This is a genomic window from Luteolibacter sp. Y139 (genome assembly GCF_038066715.1).
Classification (GTDB): Bacteria; Verrucomicrobiota; Verrucomicrobiia; order Verrucomicrobiales; family Akkermansiaceae; genus Haloferula; species Haloferula soli.
On sequence record NZ_JBBUKT010000006.1, the window covers coordinates 64,278 to 87,321 of the forward strand.

The 23,044-nt window shown below is 62.4% G+C and carries 22 protein-coding genes and 1 tRNA gene; 15 read left to right on the forward strand and 8 right to left on the reverse strand.

The window, feature by feature from the left end:
* Positions 1-3: 3 nt before the first annotated feature.
* Both WKV53_RS15870 and WKV53_RS15875 read right to left on the reverse strand, forming a co-directional pair.
* Positions 4-1,398: an efflux transporter outer membrane subunit gene (locus tag WKV53_RS15870; RefSeq protein ID WP_341405756.1), complete on the reverse strand. Its 1,395-nt coding sequence runs from the start codon at positions 1,396-1,398 to the stop codon at positions 4-6.
* Between the two features lie 63 nt (positions 1,399-1,461).
* A complete protein-coding gene (locus tag WKV53_RS15875; RefSeq protein ID WP_341405757.1) occupies positions 1,462-3,726 on the reverse strand; it encodes a glycoside hydrolase family 31 protein in 2,265 nt (754 codons plus the stop codon).
* 218 nt (positions 3,727-3,944) lie between these two features.
* On the opposite strand from WKV53_RS15875, the gene WKV53_RS15880 reads away from it, so the two are divergent.
* The 4 genes from WKV53_RS15880 (at position 3,945) to WKV53_RS15895 (ending at position 10,887) form a co-directional block, all read left to right on the forward strand.
* Positions 3,945-6,179, forward strand: a complete 2,235-nt coding sequence (locus WKV53_RS15880) for an alpha-N-acetylglucosaminidase (protein ID WP_341405758.1) — start codon at positions 3,945-3,947, stop codon at positions 6,177-6,179.
* Between the two features lie 64 nt (positions 6,180-6,243).
* Positions 6,244-6,798, forward strand: coding sequence for a sigma-70 family RNA polymerase sigma factor (locus WKV53_RS15885; RefSeq protein ID WP_341405759.1), 555 nt, complete (start codon positions 6,244-6,246; stop codon positions 6,796-6,798).
* The gene (locus WKV53_RS15890) at positions 6,791-8,281 is read left to right on the forward strand and encodes a FecR domain-containing protein (protein ID WP_341405760.1); all 1,491 of its coding nucleotides are present in this window, start codon (positions 6,791-6,793) and stop codon (positions 8,279-8,281) included. Before WKV53_RS15885 ends, WKV53_RS15890 begins: the two co-directional genes overlap by 8 nt.
* A 125-nt stretch (positions 8,282-8,406) precedes the next feature.
* Positions 8,407-10,887, forward strand: coding sequence for a LamG-like jellyroll fold domain-containing protein (locus tag WKV53_RS15895; protein ID WP_341405761.1), 2,481 nt, complete (start codon positions 8,407-8,409; stop codon positions 10,885-10,887).
* A gap of 150 nt (positions 10,888-11,037) precedes the next feature.
* Here the strand turns inward: WKV53_RS15895 and WKV53_RS15900 are convergent, their stop codons facing one another.
* On the reverse strand, positions 11,038-11,901 hold the full coding sequence (locus WKV53_RS15900) for a hypothetical protein (protein WP_341405763.1): 864 nt from the start codon (positions 11,899-11,901) through the stop codon (positions 11,038-11,040).
* 120 nt (positions 11,902-12,021) lie between these two features.
* On the opposite strand from WKV53_RS15900, the gene galE reads away from it, so the two are divergent.
* The 4 genes from galE (at position 12,022) to WKV53_RS15920 (ending at position 15,479) form a co-directional block, all read left to right on the forward strand.
* Entirely contained in the window at positions 12,022-13,023 is a 1,002-nt protein-coding gene (gene galE / locus WKV53_RS15905) for a UDP-glucose 4-epimerase GalE (RefSeq protein WP_341405764.1), read from the forward strand.
* A 92-nt stretch (positions 13,024-13,115) separates the two neighbouring features.
* Entirely contained in the window at positions 13,116-13,784 is a 669-nt protein-coding gene (locus WKV53_RS15910; RefSeq protein ID WP_341405765.1) for a pilus assembly FimT family protein, read from the forward strand.
* A gap of 9 nt (positions 13,785-13,793) precedes the next feature.
* The gene (locus tag WKV53_RS15915; protein WP_341405766.1) at positions 13,794-14,519 is read left to right on the forward strand and encodes a prepilin-type N-terminal cleavage/methylation domain-containing protein; all 726 of its coding nucleotides are present in this window, start codon (positions 13,794-13,796) and stop codon (positions 14,517-14,519) included.
* Between the two features lie 15 nt (positions 14,520-14,534).
* Positions 14,535-15,479: a PulJ/GspJ family protein gene (locus WKV53_RS15920; protein WP_341405767.1), complete on the forward strand. Its 945-nt coding sequence runs from the start codon at positions 14,535-14,537 to the stop codon at positions 15,477-15,479.
* Positions 15,480-15,654: 175 nt separating this feature from the next.
* Here the strand turns inward: WKV53_RS15920 and WKV53_RS15925 are convergent, their stop codons facing one another.
* From WKV53_RS15925 to WKV53_RS15945, 5 genes are all read right to left on the reverse strand, one after another.
* Complete coding sequence (locus WKV53_RS15925) at positions 15,655-16,113, reverse strand: hypothetical protein (RefSeq protein WP_341405768.1); 459 nt, start codon at positions 16,111-16,113, stop codon at positions 15,655-15,657.
* 42 nt (positions 16,114-16,155) lie between these two features.
* Positions 16,156-16,938, reverse strand: coding sequence for an MBL fold metallo-hydrolase (locus WKV53_RS15930; protein ID WP_341405769.1), 783 nt, complete (start codon positions 16,936-16,938; stop codon positions 16,156-16,158).
* Between the two features lie 3 nt (positions 16,939-16,941).
* Positions 16,942-17,748, reverse strand: coding sequence for a 4-hydroxythreonine-4-phosphate dehydrogenase PdxA (pdxA, locus tag WKV53_RS15935; RefSeq protein WP_341405770.1), 807 nt, complete (start codon positions 17,746-17,748; stop codon positions 16,942-16,944).
* A gap of 75 nt (positions 17,749-17,823) precedes the next feature.
* Positions 17,824-18,846, reverse strand: coding sequence for a peptidyl-prolyl cis-trans isomerase (locus WKV53_RS15940; RefSeq protein ID WP_341405771.1), 1,023 nt, complete (start codon positions 18,844-18,846; stop codon positions 17,824-17,826).
* A 139-nt stretch (positions 18,847-18,985) separates the two neighbouring features.
* Complete coding sequence (locus WKV53_RS15945) at positions 18,986-19,309, reverse strand: hypothetical protein (RefSeq protein ID WP_341405772.1); 324 nt, start codon at positions 19,307-19,309, stop codon at positions 18,986-18,988.
* Between the two features lie 120 nt (positions 19,310-19,429).
* Here WKV53_RS15945 and WKV53_RS15950 point away from each other — a divergent pair, with 120 nt between their 5' ends.
* The 7 genes from WKV53_RS15950 to WKV53_RS15980 all read left to right on the forward strand — a co-directional run bounded on the left by WKV53_RS15950 (position 19,430) and on the right by WKV53_RS15980 (position 22,565).
* Positions 19,430-19,600: a zinc ribbon domain-containing protein gene (locus WKV53_RS15950; protein ID WP_341405773.1), complete on the forward strand. Its 171-nt coding sequence runs from the start codon at positions 19,430-19,432 to the stop codon at positions 19,598-19,600.
* Positions 19,600-20,598, forward strand: coding sequence for a glycosyltransferase family 2 protein (locus WKV53_RS15955; protein WP_341405774.1), 999 nt, complete (start codon positions 19,600-19,602; stop codon positions 20,596-20,598). The genes WKV53_RS15950 and WKV53_RS15955 overlap by 1 nt, the downstream gene beginning before the upstream one ends.
* 58 nt (positions 20,599-20,656) lie before the next feature.
* Positions 20,657-21,244: a sugar O-acetyltransferase gene (locus WKV53_RS15960; RefSeq protein WP_341405775.1), complete on the forward strand. Its 588-nt coding sequence runs from the start codon at positions 20,657-20,659 to the stop codon at positions 21,242-21,244.
* 22 nt (positions 21,245-21,266) lie between these two features.
* Positions 21,267-21,461 (forward strand): DUF4177 domain-containing protein, encoded by a 195-nt coding sequence (locus WKV53_RS15965; RefSeq protein WP_341405776.1) that lies wholly within the window; start codon positions 21,267-21,269, stop codon positions 21,459-21,461.
* Positions 21,462-21,559: 98 nt separating this feature from the next.
* Complete coding sequence (locus tag WKV53_RS15970; RefSeq protein ID WP_341405777.1) at positions 21,560-22,180, forward strand: hypothetical protein; 621 nt, start codon at positions 21,560-21,562, stop codon at positions 22,178-22,180.
* 95 nt (positions 22,181-22,275) lie between these two features.
* On the forward strand, positions 22,276-22,410 hold the full coding sequence (locus WKV53_RS15975; protein WP_341405778.1) for a hypothetical protein: 135 nt from the start codon (positions 22,276-22,278) through the stop codon (positions 22,408-22,410).
* Positions 22,411-22,490: 80 nt separating this feature from the next.
* A tRNA-Val gene (locus WKV53_RS15980) sits at positions 22,491-22,565 on the forward strand.
* Positions 22,566-23,044: the final 479 nt, after the last annotated feature.

Consider the following 23,044-nt stretch of genomic DNA (forward strand, 5'->3'; position numbering starts at 1 on the left):
GATTCAGGAACCGGAGGACCAACCGCCGCCGAGTGCCTTGTAGAGTTGAATATGCGCGGCGGCGCGGTCGGCTTTCACCGCAGCCACAGTTTCCTCGAGGGCGAGGTCATTGCGCTGGGTATCGAGCACGGTGGTGATGTCGATGATCCCGGAGCGATACTTCTGGCTCGCCATCGTGGAGGCTTGCTTCGCGGCGGCGGCAGCTTTCTCAAGGGTGGCGAGGCGTTCCTCCGTGCGGCGGCAGGCAATGAGAGCGTCTTCCACTTCGGAGAGCGCGGTGAGGACGGTGGATTGGTAGGAAAGGAGTGCCTGTTCCTCAACGGCGCCCTGCGCGACGATATTCGCGCGGATGCGGCCGGCGTCAAAGATGGGGCCGGAGATCCCAGCGACGATGCCGGTGGCGGTCGTGGCGGGATTGAAGAGCTTGTTGCTGGTCAGGGAGTCGATGCCGAGGGAGCCGGACAGGCGCAGGCTTGGCAGTTTCTCGGCCTCGGCCACCTTGGTGCGAGCCACGGCGGCGACCCATTGGTAGCCGGCACCGCGGACATCGGGACGTTGGCGGATGGTGTCGGCGGGAATGCCGACCGCGAGACGACGGGCAGGCGAGGGGATGCCGCCGGAGCCGGTGGAAATGCCGCCGGGGGCGCGTCCGCAGAGAAGGGCAAGGCGGTTCTTGGTTTGCGCGATGTTTTGCTCTTGGGAAGAGATCTGCGAGCGGGCGGTCTCGAGGCTCGACTCTGCCTGGCGCAATTCGAGCTGATCGATCTCGCCGGCCTGAGCACGCCATGAGGCGAGCTGGGTGGTTTCCTCGCGGGTCGTGAGGCTGCGCTTCACGATGGCGAGACGGTCTTCAGCGGAACGAAGGTCGAGGTAGGCGAGCGCTACCTCCGATGCGAGCGAGGCCTGAGCCGAATGAAGGTTCTCCTTCGCGGCTTCCACCTCAGCAGAGGAGGCGAGCACGGCCTGACGATTCTTTCCAAAGAAATCGAGTTCCCACGAGGCGCTGAGGCCCGCGGAGTAAGATGTGCTGGAGCGGTCCTTTCCGTCATCGATCCAGGTCTTTCCAGAACTACGGGAGCCATCGTAGTCCACGGACGGAAATAGCGAGGCGCGTTGGGCGTCGCGTTGCGCCTGTGCTTGGCGGACGCGGGCGATGGCGGAGGCGAGGTCGCGGTTTCCCGCAAGTGCCTCACGGATCAGCTTGGTCATTTGTGGATCGCCGAAGGATGACCACCAGCTCGACAAATCGCGCTCGGGCGAGGCACTGGGGAAGCCGGCCGCATTCCGCCAGGAAACCGGCAGGACGACGTCCGGACCCTGGGCAGGTGTCACGCGGCATCCCGGCAGCACGACGAGCAAGGTCGCGGTGCAAACGGCGAGGCGAACGGGGAAAGTCATGCGCCCACCGTGGCAGGCCGAACCTTTAGGGATCGTGAAGGCGCTCGTTTCCCGGGCGGAAAATCACTTGAAATCGACCGTCATTGCTTCGCCACGGTAATCCACTGCCGTTTCTTTCACGCCGGGGATCAATAAAATGCGGAGCTTTTGCGGGTGCTTGAGGAGGTGCTGGGCGGAGACTTGAGGCTCGATGGTGAGCTTTCCCGCTTGGTCGTCCCACTTGAAGGAGGTCACCGCGGAATCGCCCTTGAGGTAACCATTGCTGGACCCATCGTCGTGGTAGATCTGCGCGGTGCCATCTGCCCCGCGGTAGATGCGAATCGTCAGCGGCTCTTTTACTTCTTCGCCGGTATATTGCCGGATGGGATCAAGCGGCAGGATGGTTCCGGCCCTGACGAAGATCGGCATGGTCGCGAGATCGACGGGGCGGCGGATGGTGCTGCCACCTTCGTGGGCGTCGCCGGACCAAAAATCATACCACTGGCCTGCCGGGAGGTAGGTTTCGCGACTGGTGGCGCCCTTCTCGAAAACCGGGGCAATGAGCAGATCGCGGCCCCATAGGTATTCATTGCCGATCCCGCGGGCCTTCGCGTCGTCGGGGTAGTGCAGCCACAAGGCACGCATGAAGGGCAAGCCGGTCTCACGGGCTTGCGATGCCAACGTGTAGTTGTAGGTGAGCAGTTGGTAACGAAGCTCGGCGTATTTCCTGGCGATCGGTTCGATGGCAGGATTGTTCAGCTCGGAAAGCGACGGAGGCTCCTTGTCCTCCACGGGCCCGAGCGAATCGAGTCCCCATCCCCACGGCAGCCGTGTCCACCAAGTCCGGCCGTGGGCGCGGAAGGATGGAGTAAAGGCGGCAAATTGAAACCAGCGTGCGTAGAGTTCGCCGGTCAACTCAGGGGTGGAAAGGAAACCGGCAATGTCCGAGCCCCAGTAGGGCGAGAGGCTGAGCGAATGATTGATGCCGACTGCGATCTGGGCTTCGAGGGTCTTCCACGTCGATTGGGTGTCGCCCGACCACACCCAGCCGCCCCAGCGCGCTATGCCGAGGTAGCCATTGCGGTGTAGGCTCCACGGACGGCGGTCGGGTTGCGTGGAGATCGGGCCATCGTAGTAGAGCTGATGGCGCTTGAGCCGTTCATTGAGGTCGAACCAATCGCCCTCGTCCGGCCACCAGCCGTCGACGCCAGCTTTCACGAGACCTTCGTGTTCCTTCCAGTAGCTGCCGAGGAGGGCATCGTCTAACAGCGGAATCTTGTCGCGATCCCACGGCACCATGTGGAGGACGACCTTTGCGTTGCGCTGGTGCACATCGGCGATGAAGGCGGCGGGGTCGCGCTTGAAGACCTCGGGGTTGAACTCGAAGGACGGTTGCTTCTTGTTCCAGCCGCGCGGGGTGAAGCCGGTGCCGAGGTAGATCACGGCATCGAGCGGGATGTGCTTCTCGCGGAAGGTATCGACGATCTTCAGCATCTGGGCGTCGTCTTCGAGCGTGCGGTGGGATTGCATGTAACCGAGCGCCCACTTCGGAGGCATGACCGCACGACCGGTCAGCGCGGCGAGATTGTTCATGAAGGCGGCGGGCTCGCGGGCGTCGAAGACGAAGACATCGAGCAATCCGGGAACGAAGGTCTCCATGGGAGGGATGCCCTTGCCGAGTTGCTTGCCTTGATTGCCGAAGGTCTGGCGCATGGCCTTGGGATCCTTCGCTTCGATTGGGATGAACTTGCCGGTGTCAGGCTTCGAGAGATCGATCTTTCCCCACGGCGTTGCGAACCAGAGTCCCCAGCCGCGCGTGCCGGCGAGCAGGGCGACGGGATTGCGCGAGCCGTAGGCATCGGATTGCCAGTGCGGCTCCATGGTATCGAGGCGTCCGCGGCGATCGAACTGCACGGGATCGGTGCGCCAGTTCTTGCCCGGCATCGGTCCGCCTTCGCCGAGGCCGAGCACCGGCTGGTCATCGAGAGGGAAGTCGATGGAGCCATCGGCTTGGAATGCCAGCTCCTGGATCAGGGTGCCGTTCGCGGAGGACACGCGGACGGTGAGGGGATCGGGCTTTACTGAAACCTTGAGGGTGCCGGCGGTGATTTCCTTTGCTTCCGTGATTTCCTGCAAGCGGAGCAGCGGGACGTCCGTGCGATCTAACAAGGCCGGATTCGGCGGCAGCTCTGCGGTGAAATCGAGTGGCTTCAGCGTGACGCGCAGTGCGCCTTCACCCACCACACGGATGCTTAGCTCGGCGGGTTTTCCCGCGGTGACGAGAGGGGCTGCGTGAAGGGCGTTCGCGAGAGCGGCAAAGGCTGCCATCCGGCACAGGGCGGATTTCATAGGGTGTTCCAATTCTTCATGCGACGCCTTCACCGGGAAACAAAAAGCCGACCCGGTCGGAGATGCTGACGCATTTAACCCATTGATGCGGAGACATCCGACATTCCGGGTATCTTTTCACCGCGGAAAAATCCGAGTAAAGTTGGTCCGGTTTCGCGGTCTTCCGGAATGCAAGGGTCCGGAATCGCCTGATGGCTGCCGGGTCTTCTCGTTCCTTCATGAAATCCGTTTTGAGATGTGCTGTCGCCCTTTTGGGCCTCTTGATCGCTGCGGCGGGCGCGGCGACGGTGGCTGACCCGTCTGCGGCGGCCCTTATCCAGAGGTTGATTCCCGCCAAGGCGTCCAACTTTGTCTGCGAGCTGATCCCGCCGGACGGAAGCCGCGACGTCTTCGAGATCGAATCACGCGACGGCAAGATCGTGCTGCGCGGAAACAACGGCGTGAGCATCGGGTCCGCGTTGAATTGGTATCTGAAGTACTATTGCCACTGCGAGGTCTCCTGGTGTGGGGATCAACTTGCGCTGCCGGATCCCTTGCCGATCCTGAAGGAGAAGGTTCGCAAGGACTCGCCGCATCAGTATCGCTATGCCTTCAACTACTGCACATATGGCTACATGATGGCGTTTTGGGATTGGGCGCGGTGGGAGCGGGAGATCGACCTGATGGCGCTGCATGGGATCAATACGCCGCTGATGGCCACGGGCGCGGAGGTGATCTACCGGAATGTCTATCGCGGCCTCGGGCTTTCCGAGAAGGACATCGAGTCGTTCATCGCCGGTCCGCCGTTCCTGCCGTGGTTCCTGATGGGAAACATCGATGGCTGGGGCGGGCCGAATCCGCGGGCTTGGTATGACCGGCAGGAAGCCCTTCAGAAACGGATCATGGCCCGCGCGATGGAGCTCGGGATGAAGCCGGTGCTGCCGGCCTTCGGCGGGCACGTGCCGGCGGCGCTGAAGCAGAAGTTTCCGGAAGCCAAGATCGCGAAGCTCAAAAATTGGGGAGGCTTTCCCGGTGTGAATGTGCTGGATCCGACGGACCCGCTGTTTCGCAAGATCGGGGCGCGCTTTGTCAGCGAGGCGGGCAAGCTATATGGCACCGCGCACTTGTACTCCGCCGATACCTTCAACGAGGTCGATCCGCCGACCGACGATCCGGCGTATCTCCGCGAAATGACCCGCCAGGTCTATCAGTCGATGGCGGATGCTGACCCACAGGCGGTGTGGTTCATGCAGGGCTGGCTGTTCGTTCACAGTAAGTTCTGGAGCCAGCCACGGGTCGAGGCATTGCTGTCCGGAGCGACGGAGCGGCAGATGGTGGTGCTGGACTTGTTCGCGGATGGCAAGCCGCAGTGGCTGCGCACCGGGGCGTATTCCGGCAAGCCGTGGCTGTGGTGCATCATCAACAACTGGGGCGGCAAGCAGGGGATGTATGGGCGGCTGACGAAGGTGGGGGTCGAGATGCCGAAATTGCTCGGGAGCTCAGAGGCGGGGAGGCTTTCGGGCATCGGCACGCTGAACGAGGGTGGGGAAAACAATCCGATCGTTTACGAGCAGCTTTATGAGATGGCGTGGCACGACAAGCCGATGGATGTGGCGGCGTGGGTGGAGGACTTCGTGTGGGCGCGCTACGGCAGCCGGAACGAGAATGCGCTGAAGGCGTGGCAGATCCTGAGCAGCACGCTCTATGAATGCGGCGACCTGCGTCATGGGCCGCAGGGCAATTTCCTCGCGATGCCGCCATCCTTGGGGAAGGACGGCGGTGGTTTTGCGCGGGGTGCGATCTTCTATGATTCCTCGAAGGTTCGGGAAGCGTTCCGTCTGCTGCTGGATGCTTCCGCTGAATTGGGGAGCCGCGATACCTACCGGTACGATTTGGTGGATGTGGGGCGTCAGGTCATGTCGGACATCGCCCAGCAGAAACTACACGCTGAGTTACGGGAGGCTTTCGCCGCGAAGGATGCTGCCCGTTTCAAAGCAGGGTCGGATGCCTACTGCGAGGCGATCATGGACTGCGATCGCTTGCTGAGCTCGCACGCGATGTTCCAGTTCGGTCGTTACCTCAAATACCCACTCGCCGCGGATGCCACCGCGGAGCGGAGGGGCCAATGGGAAGGCAATGCCCGCCGGCTCATCACGCTGTGGGGAGATCGTGGCAATGGTTTGTTCGGCTATGCCCAGCGCCAATACGGCGGGCTGATGGGCGACTACAACCTGGGCAGTTGGAAGCTCTACCTGGATGCCGCGGCTAAATCGCTGCGAGGGGGCGAGAAGTTCTCCGGGGACTCGCTGGTGCGCGATTTCACCGAAAAGTGGATCTCCTCGCGGAAGCCGTATCCGGCCGAGGCCGAGGGTGACTCCATCGCCATCAGCCGGATGATTTGGGAGAAATATGCTGCCCATGCGCCCAAGGTGGACCGCCCGGGGGCTCCGCTCGACATCCACGACAAGGAATGACCCGCAAACCTGGCTTGCGATTTTTCGTGGTCAGCTTTTCGGTGGATCGGGAATAGGAATAGCGATGAGCACCCGGCCCGAGTTTGATCCCGGATTCACCGAAGAGAATGACGCCACCGTGGGCGCTCTGATCGAGGAAGTGCGGCCTGCGCTCAGGGGGTATGTGCTTTCGCTCCTGCCGGACCGGGACTCCTGCGATGACGTGGTGCAGGAGACCTGCCTTTTCCTCTGGGACCGGCGGGGTGAATTTGAGGCGGGCAGCAACTTCAAGGCCTGGGCTTTCAAGGCCGCATGGTTCAAGGTGCTCACCCACCGGCGGGAAATGCAGCGCCGGAAGCTGGTGAGCTTTTCCGAGGATGTGCTCGAGCGGATTTCCAGAGCGGCCGAGAATTTTTCCGAGGACGTGGACCACCGGCTCGCGGCCCTTCGCGAGTGCGTGGCCGAATTGCCGGGCGAGAGCAAGCGGCTCCTGCAATTGAAGTACCTGGATCGCCTGTCCCTTACCGCTCACGCCAAGAACCTGGGTGTGAAGCCAAACCAGATTCAGAAGAACCTGTCGCGGATCCGGCTCGCGCTCCGCCACTGCATCGAAACCCGAATTTCTTTCCGTCATGAGTAGCCGCCCACCGCATGCCAAGCTCCGAAGTCTGATCGACCGACTCCACGATGGGCCGCCGCTGTCCAAGCAGGAGGTGGCGCAGCTTGAGGAGTATCTTGAGGACGACGAGGCGCTGGCCTACTACGTCGCGGTCAGCCAGCAGGAGGCGCTGCTACCATCTTCGATCCCGGAGCGTGATTTGTCAGAGGTGGAGCCTGCCCGGATCGTGCGATTCCCGCGCGCGATGCGGTTCGCCACGCCCTTGGCTGCGGCGTGTGTCGTGTTTGCCCTAGGACTGATCCTTGGGCGGCGACTGGAACGAGATCCGTCTAACAGCACGGTGGCCATCTCCCCGGCGCATGCTGCTCCTGCCCGGATCACTGGCATGGTGGGCGTCGAGTGGGCTGATGAAAGCGCTCCTCACAAGATTGATCTGGATGCTGCGTCTGATCCTATTTCGATCAAATCCGGCTTGGTGGAGGTGACGTATGGGAATGGCGTGTGCGTTACTCTCGAGGGGCCGGCCGTCTATGAGGTCGCCGGGCAAGAGGAGGGACGTCTTGCAAAAGGGAAGCTCTACACCACGGTGCCGAAGGGTGCGGAGGGCTTCAAGATCCACTACTCGGGAGGCACGGTGGAGGATCTGGGCACCGAGTTCGCCATGGATGCGCAGGAGAATGGGAGCACGGAAGTGGGCGTGTTTTCAGGGAAGGTGAAGCTGCACTCGGAGGGGCGGGACTCGATCATGCTGTTCGAGAACCAGTCGCTGGTGCAATCGCCAGGTGCCGAGGAGCCGTTCGAGCCGGTGCCGCTGGATCGCGAGAAGTTTGTCGACCGGTTGCCGGCCCGCGACTTCCGCTGGGAGGTGGATTCTCCGGGGACGCGGGAGTTCACCTGTGATGTGACCCATCTGGTGTGGAAGCCCGCCAAGTATCGGGCGATCTTCAAGTGGATCAGCGGTATGGACGCGGTGAATCTCCGGGATGTGCGGCTTTTCCGCGATGGTGAACTCGTGGTGGCGGATGATCACGCTGGCAGCACCGGTGTGCTGCGCTACGTCTCTAACAACATCTACGCACTCGACGTCCCGCCGGGGGACTACAGTCGCGGGCGCTGGACGATCAAGGCCCGGATCGAAACGATCAGTCGTGAGGGAGGAAATCTCGCTCATGCCGACGTGCCGATCGGGAGCCGGGGGATCCTCCAATTCGAAGAGGGGCTGGTGACCGGTGCGGGCCCGGAGCAATTCATCGGTCGCTGGGCTTACCGCCACATGGGCACTGCCTTCGTCCGCGAATTTCATCCGGATGGCTCGGTATCCCTGGAGCAGAATGGCGTGAAGGATGAGGGCTACTGGGTGGACAGCCGCTGGGAGGTGAAGGATGGCGTCCTCAATGTCAGCATTCCGAAGCGAGGGCTGGCAGAGCGCCATGTCTTGCGTGACGCGAAGACACTCATCTTCGCGAGCAACCCGTATGAGAATGCGGTGAAGGAATCCGACTGAGAAATTTCTGCAGGAAATCCGGTCAGCATCCGGACGGGAGGGGAATAAGTGCGGGTCGATCTTGTCCGGTGTCAACCGGTGCACGGCGACAACATCGACGCACAAAAAATACCTGAACGATCCCGATGCACACGATCAACCTCCTGGCGGTGGCGGCCGCCCTTACCCTGGGCACGGCGGAAGCCGCCCTGATATCGCACTACACCTTCGACGAGACCTCCGGGACCACGGCGGTGGACAAGGGCTCGGCCGGAGCCAATGGAACGATTGGCGCCAATGTCACGCTCGGTGCGGCGGGGAAATTCGGAACGGCTTTCACGTTTCACAATGATGCGACGCAGGCGGGCATCGTCGACATGGAGAATGCGACGACCTTCGCCGCGATCAATGCAAGCCAAGCGGTGACGATCTCGGTGTGGCTGAAGTGGGCGACCTCCACGGCGAACCGCGACACCGCCGTCTTCCTCGGCAGCAATGCGGCCAGTGACCGCTATCTGGACGTCGGCACCACCGGGGGAACGAATACCGCGAATCTCGGCGGCGTCTTCGGTCGGACTCGCGCTGCCACGACCTTTCCGGATTTGATCAGGGGTGCGGCACTGAATGACGGCCAGTGGCATCACGTCGCCTACACGGCCAATGCGACCACGGACGTGACGCAGATCTACATCGATGGTGTGCTCGCCGGCAGCACGACGACTCCCTTGTTCACGTTTCCGGCCTTCAACAACTTCGAAGTGGGACGGCTAGGGCGCAGCGCTCCGACGGATGCCTATGATGGTTCGGTGGATGAACTGCGGATCTATGATTCCGTTCTCACCGCTGGCGAGATCGCCTCGCTGGCACAGGGAGCGGCAGGTGATCCCTCGATGCTGGTGGAGCCTTCGTTTTCCTTCACGAGCAATGGTGTAGCTGGAATCCTATCCGTTCCCTTTTCCAACAACGGAGCCAGCCAGACGCTGACGCTCAGCTCTGTCGCTCCCGTCACGATCAGCGGCGACAACGCGGCGAACTTCAGCCTCGCCTCCTTCGATAACAACCTCGCGCCAGGTGCCACGGGTGCCATTCGCCTGAACTTCAATCCGCAAGGAGGGGGGACCTACAATGCCACCCTCACCATTGCCTCGAACGATTCGCTCAAGCCGTCGCGAGACGTGGCCGTCAGTGTCGAGGTAAGGGACCCGGTTGCCGGTATCGCGCCTGCTTTGATCGACTTCGGCAGCTTCGCGACGGCTCCTTCACCGCAAACCCAGACCCTGACGATCTCGAATACCGGAGGTGCCACCGATCTAACGGTCTTTGATGTGGCCAGCACGGGAAGCGCGGCCTTCACCACGAATGCCGCGCCTCCCTTCGCGGTGGCGCCCGGTGGAAGCACTACGATCACGGTGACTTTCACCCCGGGAAGTTCCGACGGCAATTTCACCGGCAATCTGCAAGTCATTACCGACGGCTTCAATCAGGGTGTCTTCGATGTCCCGCTTTCCGCCTCGGTGAAATTGAGCAGCCCGGATGCGAGCATGGTCTCCCATTTCACCTTCGACCAACAGGCGGCCGTGGGCGATGACACCGGGACTCTCAACAATGATGGTACGCCAGTGGGTGATGCCCAATGGACGGCGTCTTCACGTATCGGTGGTGGAGCCCTGCTGTTGGACGGCACCGGTGACCTGATCGATCTCGGCGCCGATACCGGACCCGACTACACGAGCCAGCTGGTCGCCGACAGCGATGGCTTCACGGTGGCCTGCTGGGCCAATGTGCCGGTGGGAACGACGGTGGATCGCACGCGGTTCTTCTCGGCCTATGCCAATGGTGCGGCCACGCTGACGCAGGGCTGGGGAGTGGGGCAACGCAACGCCTCACGGCAGCTGATTGGCACCACCTACGGCAAGGTCGACTACCTCGCGCCGGTGAACTCGGCACCGGCCCTGGGCGCCTGGCATCACTATGCGTATGTGTTCCGCAATGTGCCGGTCAACCGGCTGGACACCTACATCGATGGTGTGCTGGTGGATAGCCGGACGACGGCGACCAACACCGGCTTCAATGATGCAACGACGGTTGGCTTTGCGATTGGTGCGCTGGGCCGCTCGACTGCCTTCGAGGGATTCGCTGGCCGTCTGGACGATCTGCGGATCTACAACCGGGAATTGGTGGCGAGCAATATCGCGGACCTCTTCAATTCCGCGCCGCCGCAATCGGCCTACGACGTTTGGGCGTCGACCTACGGGCTGAATCCGGCCGGCAATGGAGCACCTTCGCAAGATCCCGATGGCGACGGCCTGGCGAACTCCGTCGAGTTTGTCGTGGGATCGAGCCCGGTTTCCGGGTCTTCGGCCAACCTGCCGGCTGGAAGCAAATCCGGAAACAATCTGGTGATCGTCTATCGGCGTGAAACCGCCGCCGCGGTGGCAGGGTTCGTCGATCGAGTTGAGTTCAAGGACGACATGTCCGCTACTCCGTGGACGCCTGCCGTGAATGGAAGCGGGGGAGTGACGATCAGCAGTGTGGCGATCGATGCCGACACGGAAGAGGTGACGGTCTCCATTCCTTCTCCCGGTAGTCGGATGTTCGCGCGGCTGAGTGTGACCGCGCCGCAATAGGAGCTTTGTTCGCCTTGGGATTCGAGGTCCCGCGGATACCGTGCGTGAAGGGGTTTGGGTTTTCCTTCCGCACGGCATCCAAGGCGGGCCCACAAAAAGCCCCCGCCACCGGACGATGGCGAGGGCTGTGAAGGGTTCGGTCAGACGAGATCATTCGCCGCGGGCGGCCTTGCGTTCCGCCTGCTTTTCTTTCCATTTCCCGCCACCACCACCGCCGCCGCCATTGCCCTCTTGCTTCTGGGCCTGGCGTTCCTGGGCTTGGGCTTGTTGCTGGGCGCGGGCTTCGGCCATGCGGGCCTGCTGCGAGGCGCGCGCTCCGCCGTTATTGCCACCGTAGTTGCCACCGCCGTAGTTCGGCTGTTGGGGTTGTTGATACCTGGCCTGCGGCGACTGGCGTTGGTCGCGGACCTTTTCGGCCCAGTTCTGCTGCTGGTCGCGGATGTTCTGCTGCTTCTGCGCCTGATTTTCACGCATCTGCTGGTTGCGCTCGGACTGATTGTCGCGGGCCTGCTGAAAATTTTGGGCGGCGCGGACGCGCTGGTTGCGCCAAGCGTCGGCGGTCGCGTCATTGCGCTCGCGGACCTTTGTCGCCCACGAGTAATTCGCGGCCTTCAGCTGATCCACGCGGTTCTGGTAGTTCGGCAGGTAGCGGTCGCGGAAGTTCACGGGTGGCGGGCAATTGCCGTGGCCATTCCATCCGCCGGGGTGATGGGCTCCGTAAATCGGGCGCGGGCAGTAGCCGACCGGGTAGTAGCCGTAGAGGTAGGGGTCGTAGTAGCAGCGGCGGTAACGGTCGTAGTAGCAATACACCGTGGGATCGTAGAACCAGCGGTCGCTGCTGGTGTAGACGAAGGTGGTATTGAGACCACCGCCGCCGCCGTAATAGCCGCCGCCTCCTCCGTATCCACCCCCGCCGTAGCCGCCTCCACCGTAGGGGTCATAATAGCACGAGGCGACGAACAGGGTGGCAGCCGCAGCAGCGGCTCCTTTCAACCAGCGGTGTGTTTGGGTCATGGCGGTAAAACGCTAAGAACGACGAATTATTCAACCGATTCGTCCGAAGTCCAGCGGGCGCATTGACAGGATCGCCCGGAATCCGTTTCTTCGCCGCGTCAAGCTGCCATAATCCCCAGAATGTCTGCCCCTGTTCTTGTCACCGGAGGAGCCGGATACATCGGTTCCCACACAGTCCGCCTGCTCGCATCGCAGGGTCGGAAAGTCGTCGTTCTCGACAATCTCGTCTATGGTCACCGTGAGGCGATCGTGGATGAAGGAGTCGAGCTGGTGGTGGGGGACGTGGGTGACCGCAAGCTCATCGAGGAACTCTTTGCCAAGCACGGCTTCGGCGCGGTGGTCCACTTTGCCGCCTACGCCTACGTCGGCGAGTCGGTGACCGACCCGCTGAAGTATTATCGCAACAACACCGCCGAGCCGCTGACCCTGCTCGAAGTGATGCAGGCGCACGGCTGCAAGGCCTTCGTGTTCTCCTCGACCTGCGCCACTTACGGCGTGCCGGAGAGCATCCCGATTTCCGAAAGCAACCCGCAGAACCCGATCAATCCCTACGGCCGCAGCAAGCTGATGCTGGAATGGGTGCTGGCCGACTGCGACCGCGCCTGGGGCCTGAAGAGCGCCTGCCTCCGCTATTTCAATGCCAGCGGCTGCGCGGAAGACGGCCTGATCGGCGAGGATCACAATCCGGAAACCCACCTGATCCCGCGCGTGCTGATGGCGGTGACCGGGGAAATCTCCCACGTGGACGTCTTCGGCACCGACTACCCGACTCCCGACGGCACCGGCGTGCGCGACTACATCCACGTGGCCGACCTCGCGTCCGCCCATGCGAAGGCGATCGACCACCTCACCGGCGGCGGCGATTCGGTCCGCTGCAACCTCGGAACCGGGGTGGGGGTGTCCGTGAATGAGATCATTTCCGCGGTCGAAGAGGTGACTGGCAAGAAGGTGCCGGTCCAGTACGGTCCGCGCCGCGCTGGGGATCCGCCGCAGCTTTTGGCCGACCCGCGCCTCGCCAAGGAAGTCCTCGGCTGGGTCGCCGAACACCGCGACGTCCGCGACATGGTCCGCTCCGCCTGGGCGTGGATGGACGGCCCGCGCAAGGGACGATTCACGTCTTGAAACGTTCGTTTTCTGCGTAATCGCGATGTAAACACATTCCGGCTTGCAATTCGGCTCGTCCGCAGCCACAGATTCAAAAAACCAAACCCGTCATGCATTTCAGACCAACCCGCTCAGCGAGGGGCTTCAGCCTCATCGAGCTGCTCGTTGTCATTCTCATCATTTCCGTCCTCCTCACCCTAGGTGCCGTCGGCCTGAAGGGCATCGGTGGCAAGGGAGTCACGAGTGGCGTTTCTACCGCCGAAGCCATCTTCGACGAAGCGCGAGCGATCGCCGTCGGCAAGGGCACCCGGTCGCGGGTGCTCATTGACGTGAACGACCCGCAGAGCACGGAAAACTACAAGCGCCGGATGGTGGTGGTTTATGAGAAGCTGAACGAACAGGGCGAGCCCCAGAAGGACCAGTGGGAGTTGTCCAGCCGTGCGGTGACGCTGCCGGAGGGCACTTTCTTCAGCGAGACCTTCAGCAAGAAGGACCACAAGTCAGGCGGAGATGGTGTCGACAATGTCGACCTTTCCACCAACAAGCAGGCTTACGACGGCAAGTACCTCTCCTATGAGTTCAACTCCGAGGGGATCTGCTCCACTCCTGGTGCCAGCTTCATCCTTGGCTCCGGAGCCCGCGCGGCGGGTCAGGAGCCGAATGTCACGGGAGCGGGCAAGCGTGACTTCGCCGGCTTCATCGTATGGCGCAATGGCCGGACCTCGTTGTTCCGTGGTCCGGACGAAATCGGCATTCCTTCCGACGTTAAGACTTTCTGATAACCGCTCATGAAATTTCAAAATCCCCGGACTGGTCGCGGCTTCACCTTGATGGAGACCGTGATCGCCATCGGCGTCCTGGCGCTGTTGCTCACGGCCTTCCTTGCGGTCTTCGGTCCCGCGACCACCGGCCTGCGCCGCGCCATCAGCGTCCAAGAGGCTGACCGCTTGGCTGCGGCCTTGGAGCGCGAGTTGGTGACCGTTCGTCCCAATGCGAGCGGAGCCAGCTACACCACTGGCTTCGACAAGGCCTACGAGTGGATCAAGTCGTCCCCGGACAAGGGAGATGAGATCCTCCTTTACCAATATCGCGGTGATCCGAGCCAGTTGCGCGCGGATGGCACCATGGAGCCCTACACGCAGAACGGCGGAGTGGCTGGCAAGGACTTCATCGTGCAGCCGGCGGTGCGCCAGCGCAGTGATGACCAGCTGCTCGAAGACCTGAAGGCGATCGACGGTCGTATCTTCGCCGTGAAGCTGACGCAGCTCGTCTTCAGCAGCGGCCAGCTGACTCGCGGTACGGCGGGCGAGATCACCGATCCGACTCCCGATGACGGCGATGCGGCCGGCACCGGCTCGGGCTCGGATGCCTATCCAGAGGCGGTGATCGCCTTCGCTGCCGAGTTCTTCATTGTCCCCAACAGCTCCGCCGACTATGTGAAGCCTGATGGGAAGTTCAATCTCGCCAACATGACCAAGCCGGTCTTCACCCGCAATCTCGCCGTCCGCCGCTGAGCGGACCACCGAATCATGAAAAACCCGTTTTCATCTCCGCTCCGGCGCGGCTTCACCCTGATCGAGTTGCTGGTGGCGATGGCCATCACGACGGTCATCGTCGCCGTGCTGGTTTCCATCACCGGTGTGGCGCTCGACACGTGGCAACGCGGTCGCGCCGAAATCCGTGCCTCGCGTCAGGCCAAGTCGATGCTCGACACGATGGCGAAGGACTTCGAGTCGCTGGTTTCCCGCCGCGGCAACAATTTCGAATGGCTCTACTCCAAGGTGGAGTCCCAGCTGCCTGGCCCGACCGCCAACGTGAGCAGCAATTCGGCCGACCTGATCTTCTTCACCGCGGCGACGGATCGCTACGAGGGGAACATCGGCGGAACCAAGGATCTCGGCGGCGATGTTTCCTGCGTGAGCTACCAGCTCAAGTGGCAGGATCCGGTCGAGGGTGACGATGACGACAAGTCCGCCACCTTCGTGCTTTATCGCAAGCTGGTGAATCCGGACGAAACCTTCAAGGATCTGCTCGGCAAGGACGACCTTCAGGCTGCCTTCCAAAGCAAGTCGGACAAGGTCAAGGACGTGGAAAACTTCGTCTGCGAAAACGTCTATCAGTTCACCCTGACCTACCAGATCGAGGTGACCCAGGCTGCAAGCGGCAACGGCGGCACCACGAAGACCTTCCCGGTCCGCGTGACCCTCGGTGACTCCGGTGCCGGCAAGGAGCTGCGTCTGCGCGGCAATGGCATTGAAACACCGAGTCTTTCCACCGGTAGCCTCTCGCCGCAAGTAAGCGCCGACGAACTCAAGGCTGGCCGCCTGATCGGCGTCGAGATCGGCGTCACGGTGCTCTCCGACTCTGCGGTCATCCGCCTCAACAACTCGAATCTGGATCAGAAGGTCCGCGAGAAGATCCTCGCCCAAGAGTCCTTCCAATACTCCCGTGCGGTGGAACTGCCTGGGATGTAAGACAGGGGCTCGAGTTTCCGAACAAAGCTTTCAGAAAGGGAGTCCGGAAGGGCTCCCTTTTTGTTTGGTTCAACCGGGGGCGGTGGGCTGCCTCTGACTGGGATGAGCAGGGTGATCGTGGTGCAGGCCGCGGCACTTCCTTTAGTGAAGGCCGCCTGGCTCTGGTTGGCTCGTGTTACGACTCCGCCAACGAGCGGCGGAAGAAGGGCCACGAATCGCGAAGGTAGAGCGCGAAGGGGATCCACCAAATGAAGTCGTTGGTGAGGCAGAGGACGATGGTCGCGGGCGGCCAAGTGCCCTGCCAGAGCAGGACGAACAAACCGATGGGCCCGAGGATCTTTCCTGCCAAGCCCACCGCTGCGAGCAACCAGCCTCGTTCGGGAACGCGGGCGACCTCGAAATAGAGGATGCCGTAGAGCCCCACGACCATGCCGAGACTGGCGAAGATCGGGGGATGATTCGCGAGCGGCATTCCCGCGAAGCGGAACAACCACTGTGGGTCGAATGCGGCGTAGAGGCCCCAGGCGATATTGTAGATCCCCGCCACGACGAAGATCGCGCGGTGAATCCGGCGACGAGGGATCCGGCCCGGACGGCCGGGTGATGGGGAGGGCGGGGATGAGTCGGGGTTCATCGGAGGATCCGAAGAGACAGGGGACTGCAGCCGATGGGCTCTCTACCGCCCGGTGGCCAGGAAGGCGTTCCCGAGCTTTTCGCTGCCGACGGACGTCTCAGGGCCGTGGCCGGGGAGAAGGGTGGTTTCGTCCGGCAAGGTCAGCACGTTCGCCCTGAGCGCCTCCAAGGCCTCCTGATAGGGGCCGTCCGGGGCGCAGCCGCCCATGGAGCCGGCGAAGAGAGCATCGCCGGTCACGCAGACCGGCCGGGCTAGGCCCTCGATGCGGTAGCCAACTGCCCCGGGACAGTGGCCAGGCAGATCGATCACTTCCACCGTGAGCGTGCCGAATTTCAGGCGGTCGCCCGGCTTCACGTCCTCCTGAGGCATTGCCACCGACCGCGTGCGGCCCTTCAGGCTCGCCAGACCGTCCAAATGGTCGCCGTGCAGGTGGGTGATGAGGACGTGGACATCCTCGATGCCGCGGTCGTCCAGTGCGTCCCGGATGGCTGTCGTATGAGGGCCGGCGTCGAAGAGCAGGAAGTCCTCCGGTCCCGCTTGGACCAGCCACGCATTCACCGTTTCATCATCAAACGGAAGTTCCAAACGGATGATCTCCGGCAATCCGGAGGCTGGAGGCGTGTAGCTGGGCAGGCCAGCCAGCGCGTGAGCGTTCAGCCCGAGTGCAGGCGCGAGCAGCAGCAGGGTCTCGCGGAATGCCGGTCCCCGGCTCGCGGAGATGACCTCCCGTTCGGCCAAGCCGCAGCGGGCGGCCGCTTCGGAAGGGGCGAGACCTAAGCCCCGGAGGGCCTTGCGGATCACGTCGGCGGTGGTGTCGTAAAGCATGTTTCAAGCGAGCTCGCAGGCCAGTTTGATGGCGTGGATCATCGAGTCGGGACGGGCGATGCCTTGGCCGGCGATCCCGAAGGCTGTTCCGTGGTCGGGGCTGGTCCGGGGCTTCGGCAGGCCCAAAGTGACATTCACCCCGGTGTCGAAATCGAGCAACTTCAGCGGAATGAGCCCTTGGTCGTGGTACATCGCCAGGACGGCATCAAACTCCCCATCGGCCGCTTGGCGGAACACGGCGTCTGGTACGTGGGGGCCGGAAAAGACGCCTGGGAAAGTTTGATTCAAGCGATCGATGGCAGGCGTGATGATGCGCTGCTCCTCGTCTCCGAAACGTCCGTTTTCCCCGGCGTGAGGGTTCAGGCCTACCACTGCGATGCGTGGGGTCCGGCGGGTCTTGCGACGAGCGAAGTTCTCAAGAAGGCGGCCTGTTGAAACGATTGCTTCAGGCGTGAGGCTGCTTGAAACGGATGCCAGCGGAATGTGGATGGTCGCCAGTCCCACACTCAAGGTCTGTCCGCTCAGGCACATTGCATAATCCTTAACACCAAATCGTTCCGCGAAAAATTCCGTCTGGCCCGGAAATGGAAATCCGCCAGCCTGCAGCGTCGCTTTCGAGACGGGCGCGGTCACCACCGCCTTTGCATCCGGATCGGACCTGAGGATCCGAACGGATGCTTCAAGCGCATCCAGTGCCCGAAGGGCGGAGGTTGCGTCCGGCTGGCCCGGGATGCAGCCGGTGGCGTCGCCGAGCACTTCGAAATCGAAGCCAGCAGGCAACTGGCCGGACGCGAGCGCCTTCGCGACCACCTCCGGCCCGATGCCGGCAGGGTCGCCCAGAGTGATAAGGATGCGGGGCATCGTACACGGGCTGGCTCGCCCGGCTCAGATCTTCTTCTCGATCATCGCGGACTTCCGCTTGCCGGAGATCCACTTCTCGTAGGTCTTGGCGTTCTTCTTCGTTTTGACGCGCTCCTCGATCATGTCCCGGACCTCGCTGAGCGGTGGGTAGGGGCCCTGATTGATCTTGGTGATCTTCACGATGGTGAAACCGACCGGATCCTCGAGCGGGCCGACCACGTCACCATCCTTGGCGGCGAAGATGATCGAGGCGAATTCCGGCTGGAGGTCGGTGCGAGGCACGTCTTTCTGGAAGCCGCCCTCCGAGGCAAAGGCGTCGCGCGAGTGCTTCTTGGCGAGCTCGGCGACATCGGCCCCGCCCTTGGCCTCGGCTGCCACCTTTTCGGCCAGGGCGAGCTGGGTCTCCGGAGTGGCCAGAGGATTGTCGGCATCGAGGCGGGGAAGGAAGATCTTGTTGAAGGTGATCACGTCCTTCGAGGTGTCGCGGAGCTTGTCCTTCACCTCGTTGTATTCCCTTTCGATCTCGCCCGGCAGCGGCGGCGGGGCGTCGGAGAAGTGCTCGGCGCGCATGGCCTGCACGATGAGCTGCTCGCGGGTCATTTTCCGATAGCCGTCGCGGGTCATCCGGGCGCGCTTGAGTTCCTCGTCGAATTTCGCCTCGCTGCCGTTGAAATTGGATTGGATCTGCCGCTTCACTTCCTTGTCCACGACGTGTTCGGGCAGGTTGGCACCCTTCCCTTCGAGGACCTTGAACTCGGAAAGGATGATTTCGCGGTCGATCATCTCCTGGAGGAGCTTCTCGCGGGCGTCCAGCACCTGGCGCTCGAATTCTGCCCCGCGGCGGGGGAACTGGGCGGCGAGCTGGGCGTAGATCGGGGCGAGGCGGAAATTCAGCTCGCTCTTGGTGATCGCCTGGCCGTTGACCTTGGCGGCGATGCCGTTGACCTCGAAGACGCCGCTCGGAGCCGGGCGGGGAGCGACAGGCTGCTGTGCCGGGCAGAGGCCAGCGGTGGAAAACAGGGCAAGCCAAGCGATGCGGGAATTCATGAGCGGTCTCGGTGGACGCCGTGACTGTTCCGCGTGCCGGGGGCCTTGGCAAGGCGCGAAACCGCCTTCACCGTCCCCGCGGACGGTGCAGAAATCCCCGGGGGAGCTCCTTGCGCACCCGGGGAAACCGAGGGGGCAATTACTTTTCCTGGAGCTTGTCGGCTGCGTCCTTCGCCGCATCCGAGGTTTTCTGGGCGGCATCGGCTGCGGCGGCCTTCATCTTGGCAGCGGCGTCGTCGGCGGCCTTCTTGGTCTTGTCGGCGGCATCCTTGGCGCTTTCCTTGACCTTGGCGGCGGCGTCTTCCGTGGCCTTCTTGGCGTCTTCCGCGGCGGCCTTCATCTTGGTTTCGGCGTCGGCGGCGGTGGTTTTCACGTCCGCTTTCGCCTTCTCGACATCGGAGTCCTTGCAGGCGACGAAGGCGATTGGCAGGGCGGCGGCAATCACGAGGTGATGGATTTTCATGGTGGTTTGGATTCGGGTTGAGCTGCGGCTTGAAAAAGAGACACCGCAACCGGTCACCTCTAACATCGATTGCCGAGCGGTCAAACTGGTGCTTTTCCCATCGGGTCGTATGATCCCGGCATGGAGACCGCGCTCGTCCAGTGCCCGACCTGCTTCGAGACCTTTGAAGTCGTGATGCCGCCGCCCGAGGAATTGCCGGCGGAAATGGACTATGATTGCGAGATCTGCTGTCGGCCGCTGATCCTGATCTTTGATGAATCAGGGGCTTACGCCCGCGGTCTCGGCGAGTGATGGGTCCGGCGATTTCCATCCTGCTGCCTTTCCACAATGCGGCCGCCACCCTGGCGGAGGCGCTGGAAAGTGTGCTCGCGCAGAGCTTCGGAGATTGGGAATTGCTGGCGGTGGATGACCGCTCGGACGATGGATCTGCCGAAATTGTCACCGCCATTGCCCAGCGGGATTCCCGGGTGCGATTGTTCGCGAATGCGGGACCGCCGGGCATCGTCGGCGCACTACAGACCGCTGCGGCTGCCTCGGCTGCAGGCTGGGTGGCGCGCATGGATGCGGATGATATCTGCCATCCGGAGCGTCTGGCCCGGCAATGGGAACGGGCGGGAGCGGCGGATGTGATTACGACCGGGGTGGATCTCCTCGATCCGCTCGGGGAGGGGATGGTTCGCTACGTGGCCTGGGTCAATTCGCTGGCGACGCACGAGGTGATCGCCAGCTCCCGCTTTATTGAGAATCCGGTGATTCATCCGACGGTGCTGATGCGCCGCAGCATTCTCGATGCGGTGGGTGGCTACCGCGATGTCCCGTGGGCGGAGGATCACGATCTCTGGCTGCGGATGCTCCAGCATGGGGCACGCTTCGTGAAAGTCCGGGAGCGCCTGCTGGCGTGGCGGGATTCACCGGGCCGGCTTACCCGCAGCGATGCGCGATATGAGGAAAAGGCGCGCCAACGGATGCGGGCTCACTATCTGGCGGCGATGTCTTCGGTAACGGAGCGGGGTGTGGTGATTGCAGGAGCGGGGCCGATCGGGAAGTCGCTGGCCCGGGAGTTGATGGCGCTCGGCGTGGCGGTGTGCGGGTTCTTTGATGTCCATCCGCGGCGCCTCGGCGAAGTGATTCATGGAGCGGAGGTCGCCGGGCTGGAGGATTTCGGGCGACGTTGGCGGGGTGCGGTGATGTTGTCCGCGGTGGGGATCGCAGGGGTGAGGGAGGAGATCCGGGAACTCGCTGCTGCGGCGGGATATGAAGAGGGGCAGGATTTGTGGTGCGTCTGTTAGGTCGGCAAGGCGTCGATCCCCACTGGCAACGCCTCGCCTGTCTCGCTAGGTTTGCCCCATGCCTACCGAGAAAGAGAAGATGATCGCCGGCGAACTCTATCAGGCATTCGGCGAAGAGCTTTTCGGCGAACGCCAGCATGCCAAGCGCTTGTGCCGCCGCTTCAATGCGACGACCGAGGAACAGATGCCCGAGAGGGAGGCGATCCTTCGTGAGTTGCTTGGCTCATGTGGGGAGAATGCCTTCATTGAACCGTCTTTCCGCTGTGACTATGGTTACAATTTCCATGTCGGCCGGAACTTCTACGCGAACTACGATTTGATCGTGCTGGATTGCTGCGAGGTCCGCATCGGTGACAACTGCATGATCGCGCCGCGGGTGTCGATTTTCACCGCGACTCATCCGCTGGATGCCGCCACGAGGACGAGCGGCTTCGAGTATGCCAAGCCGATCACCATCGGCGACAACGTGTGGATCGGTGGTCATGCGGTCATCAATCCGGGCGTCACGATCGGGGACAATGTGGTGGTCGCGGCCGGGGCGGTGGTGACGAAGGATGTGCCGTCGAATGTGGTCGTGGCCGGGGTGCCTGCGCGGATCCTCAGGCATCTGGATGGGAACCAGTTGAATATCGACAAAGCCGAATGACTTGTGTTGTCTCCGTGCCCGCATGAAACAGTACATTGTCCGTCCCGTCACCACCGGCTTCTTCTCCGGCACGCTCAATGAGATCAAGCTGGAGGCCTTTCTCAACGAGCATGCGGCCCAAGGCTGGAAGTTCGTCAAATCGATCCACGAGACCAAGAAGATCCTCGGCATTTTCGCCCGTGAGGCGCACTTCGTAATCTTCGAGCGCGACGTGTGATTGGCGGGTGCCGGATGCGCGGTCGCTTCCTGTTCTTGGAAGCAGCGTGGGGAATTGGAATGGCCGCCTTGCCGGATCGGTGAGATATGCTGCCTCTCATGGCGGAAAACAAATCCTCGGGGTGCGTGGTGGCGGCGATTGTCGGCGTCGTCGCAGTGGTGGTCGGCGCGGTCTTGGTGTCGACTTTCCTGTATCGGGGAGCCGTCGCGGGGAAGCGCATGGTCTCCGCGCAGATTGAAAAGGCCCGCTCCGAGGCGGATCGGGCCCGTGCCGACGCGACGGCGGCGCAAATGATCGAACTCAAGGAGGGCGAGCTTCCCGACTACGCCACCTATCAATCCGGCCAGCCTCTCAGCCGAGAGATGTTCCTCGCCTGGCGATCCGATACCAACGCCACCACGCTGGTGCGGGAAACCTTTCGCGAGAAAGTGGAGGGAGCCGATGTGACTTGGACGCTTCGCGCCGGCGATCTCCGGCAGGAGGGCGACTACATCACCGGCAGCTTCTTCTTGCCCTACGGACTGCGGACCACGACCGGCTACCTCACCTCGCCGGGCGTCGAGTCGGTGCGCTGCGAATTTCCCGTGCGCGAGCGCGAGTCGCTGCTGAATATCCGCCGCGACCAGACGGCGACGATCCGCGGCAAGCTTTCCCTCAAGAGTGGCGAAACCGTGTTGCGCGAGGCCCGTCAGGCTGGCACCGGGGTGGAGAAGGAATGAGGTGGAGCGTTTTTTCTGCAAGGCAGGAGCGGCGGCGCGTCTTGGAGATGCCGGTGGTGACCAATGGGCCGGCCAACTCCTAAAAATTGCCCGCCATGAAAACCGCCCTTCTCATCTTGCTGCCTATCGCTTGGATCGCCTCGTGGACGGGCATCATGCTCAGCCTCGCCAGTGGCCAGGCTCCGGTAAAAGCCGTGCCGCCGGAGCTGGTGGCGGCCGTGGAGCGCTGAGCTTTCCAAACTCTTCGGAAATGCTTGCCAAGCCCGAAGGATTTCCCCAAAACCTCGGCCCCGCCGCACGGCAAAGCAAAGCGCGCTTAGCTCAGTGGTAGAGCACATCCTTCACACGGATGGGGTCGCAGGTTCGAACCCTGCAGCGCGCACCATTTACAACCGGAGAGAGATCTCCGGTTTTTTGTTGTACTTCAGGCGATTGTGTTCGAGGCGCTGAATGAGCTTTTCGGCAGGGAGCAGTAGGCTGCCGATGGTGGAGGTGCTTCTGAAGCAATTCGGCGTGTGGAAGAGACCTTCGCTGAGGTTGGAATTTGGGGCTGCCCGGTGGTTGTGAGTCCGACGTTGCGAACTGCCCAGGCGGCCTTTTGCAACACATGGAGACCGGAGAATTTGTTAGACAAGAAGGCCTTTTGCAACTTCGTGAATCAACTGAATCGTGTGATTTGCATACATTGAAGAAATGGGCATTCTTAAGGTATCAAAACGTTGACGTTTTGCGTGAGTTAGGTAATTGGACGAGCGTTACTTTTGCTCTCTCCCCGAGGCCACATCAACTGCTGATTCACCCAGAAAGCACGCTTTCGGGAGGTTCGACCGGTGCCGCAGGCCCTCGGATGAGGGAGAGCTGTGT

What these genes read in the sequence shown, in the direction of transcription:
- WKV53_RS15870 (WP_341405756.1), bottom strand. Translation starts at nt 1,398, where the DNA reads ATGACTTTCCCCGTTCGCCTCGCCGTTTGCACCGCGACCTTGCTCGTC.
- WKV53_RS15875 (WP_341405757.1), bottom strand. Translation starts at nt 3,726, where the DNA reads ATGAAATCCGCCCTGTGCCGGATGGCAGCCTTTGCCGCTCTCGCGAAC.
- WKV53_RS15880 (WP_341405758.1), top strand. Translation starts at nt 3,945, where the DNA reads ATGAAATCCGTTTTGAGATGTGCTGTCGCCCTTTTGGGCCTCTTGATC.
- WKV53_RS15885 (WP_341405759.1), top strand. Translation starts at nt 6,244, where the DNA reads ATGAGCACCCGGCCCGAGTTTGATCCCGGATTCACCGAAGAGAATGAC.
- WKV53_RS15890 (WP_341405760.1), top strand. Translation starts at nt 6,791, where the DNA reads ATGAGTAGCCGCCCACCGCATGCCAAGCTCCGAAGTCTGATCGACCGA.
- WKV53_RS15895 (WP_341405761.1), top strand. Translation starts at nt 8,407, where the DNA reads ATGCACACGATCAACCTCCTGGCGGTGGCGGCCGCCCTTACCCTGGGC.
- WKV53_RS15900 (WP_341405763.1), bottom strand. Translation starts at nt 11,901, where the DNA reads ATGACCCAAACACACCGCTGGTTGAAAGGAGCCGCTGCTGCGGCTGCC.
- galE (WP_341405764.1), top strand. Translation starts at nt 12,022, where the DNA reads ATGTCTGCCCCTGTTCTTGTCACCGGAGGAGCCGGATACATCGGTTCC.
- WKV53_RS15910 (WP_341405765.1), top strand. Translation starts at nt 13,116, where the DNA reads ATGCATTTCAGACCAACCCGCTCAGCGAGGGGCTTCAGCCTCATCGAG.
- WKV53_RS15915 (WP_341405766.1), top strand. Translation starts at nt 13,794, where the DNA reads ATGAAATTTCAAAATCCCCGGACTGGTCGCGGCTTCACCTTGATGGAG.
- WKV53_RS15920 (WP_341405767.1), top strand. Translation starts at nt 14,535, where the DNA reads ATGAAAAACCCGTTTTCATCTCCGCTCCGGCGCGGCTTCACCCTGATC.
- WKV53_RS15925 (WP_341405768.1), bottom strand. Translation starts at nt 16,113, where the DNA reads ATGAACCCCGACTCATCCCCGCCCTCCCCATCACCCGGCCGTCCGGGC.
- WKV53_RS15930 (WP_341405769.1), bottom strand. Translation starts at nt 16,938, where the DNA reads ATGCTTTACGACACCACCGCCGACGTGATCCGCAAGGCCCTCCGGGGC.
- WKV53_RS15940 (WP_341405771.1), bottom strand. Translation starts at nt 18,846, where the DNA reads ATGAATTCCCGCATCGCTTGGCTTGCCCTGTTTTCCACCGCTGGCCTC.
- WKV53_RS15945 (WP_341405772.1), bottom strand. Translation starts at nt 19,309, where the DNA reads ATGAAAATCCATCACCTCGTGATTGCCGCCGCCCTGCCAATCGCCTTC.
- WKV53_RS15950 (WP_341405773.1), top strand. Translation starts at nt 19,430, where the DNA reads ATGGAGACCGCGCTCGTCCAGTGCCCGACCTGCTTCGAGACCTTTGAA.
- WKV53_RS15955 (WP_341405774.1), top strand. Translation starts at nt 19,600, where the DNA reads ATGGGTCCGGCGATTTCCATCCTGCTGCCTTTCCACAATGCGGCCGCC.
- WKV53_RS15960 (WP_341405775.1), top strand. Translation starts at nt 20,657, where the DNA reads ATGCCTACCGAGAAAGAGAAGATGATCGCCGGCGAACTCTATCAGGCA.
- WKV53_RS15965 (WP_341405776.1), top strand. Translation starts at nt 21,267, where the DNA reads ATGAAACAGTACATTGTCCGTCCCGTCACCACCGGCTTCTTCTCCGGC.
- WKV53_RS15970 (WP_341405777.1), top strand. Translation starts at nt 21,560, where the DNA reads ATGGCGGAAAACAAATCCTCGGGGTGCGTGGTGGCGGCGATTGTCGGC.
- WKV53_RS15975 (WP_341405778.1), top strand. Translation starts at nt 22,276, where the DNA reads ATGAAAACCGCCCTTCTCATCTTGCTGCCTATCGCTTGGATCGCCTCG.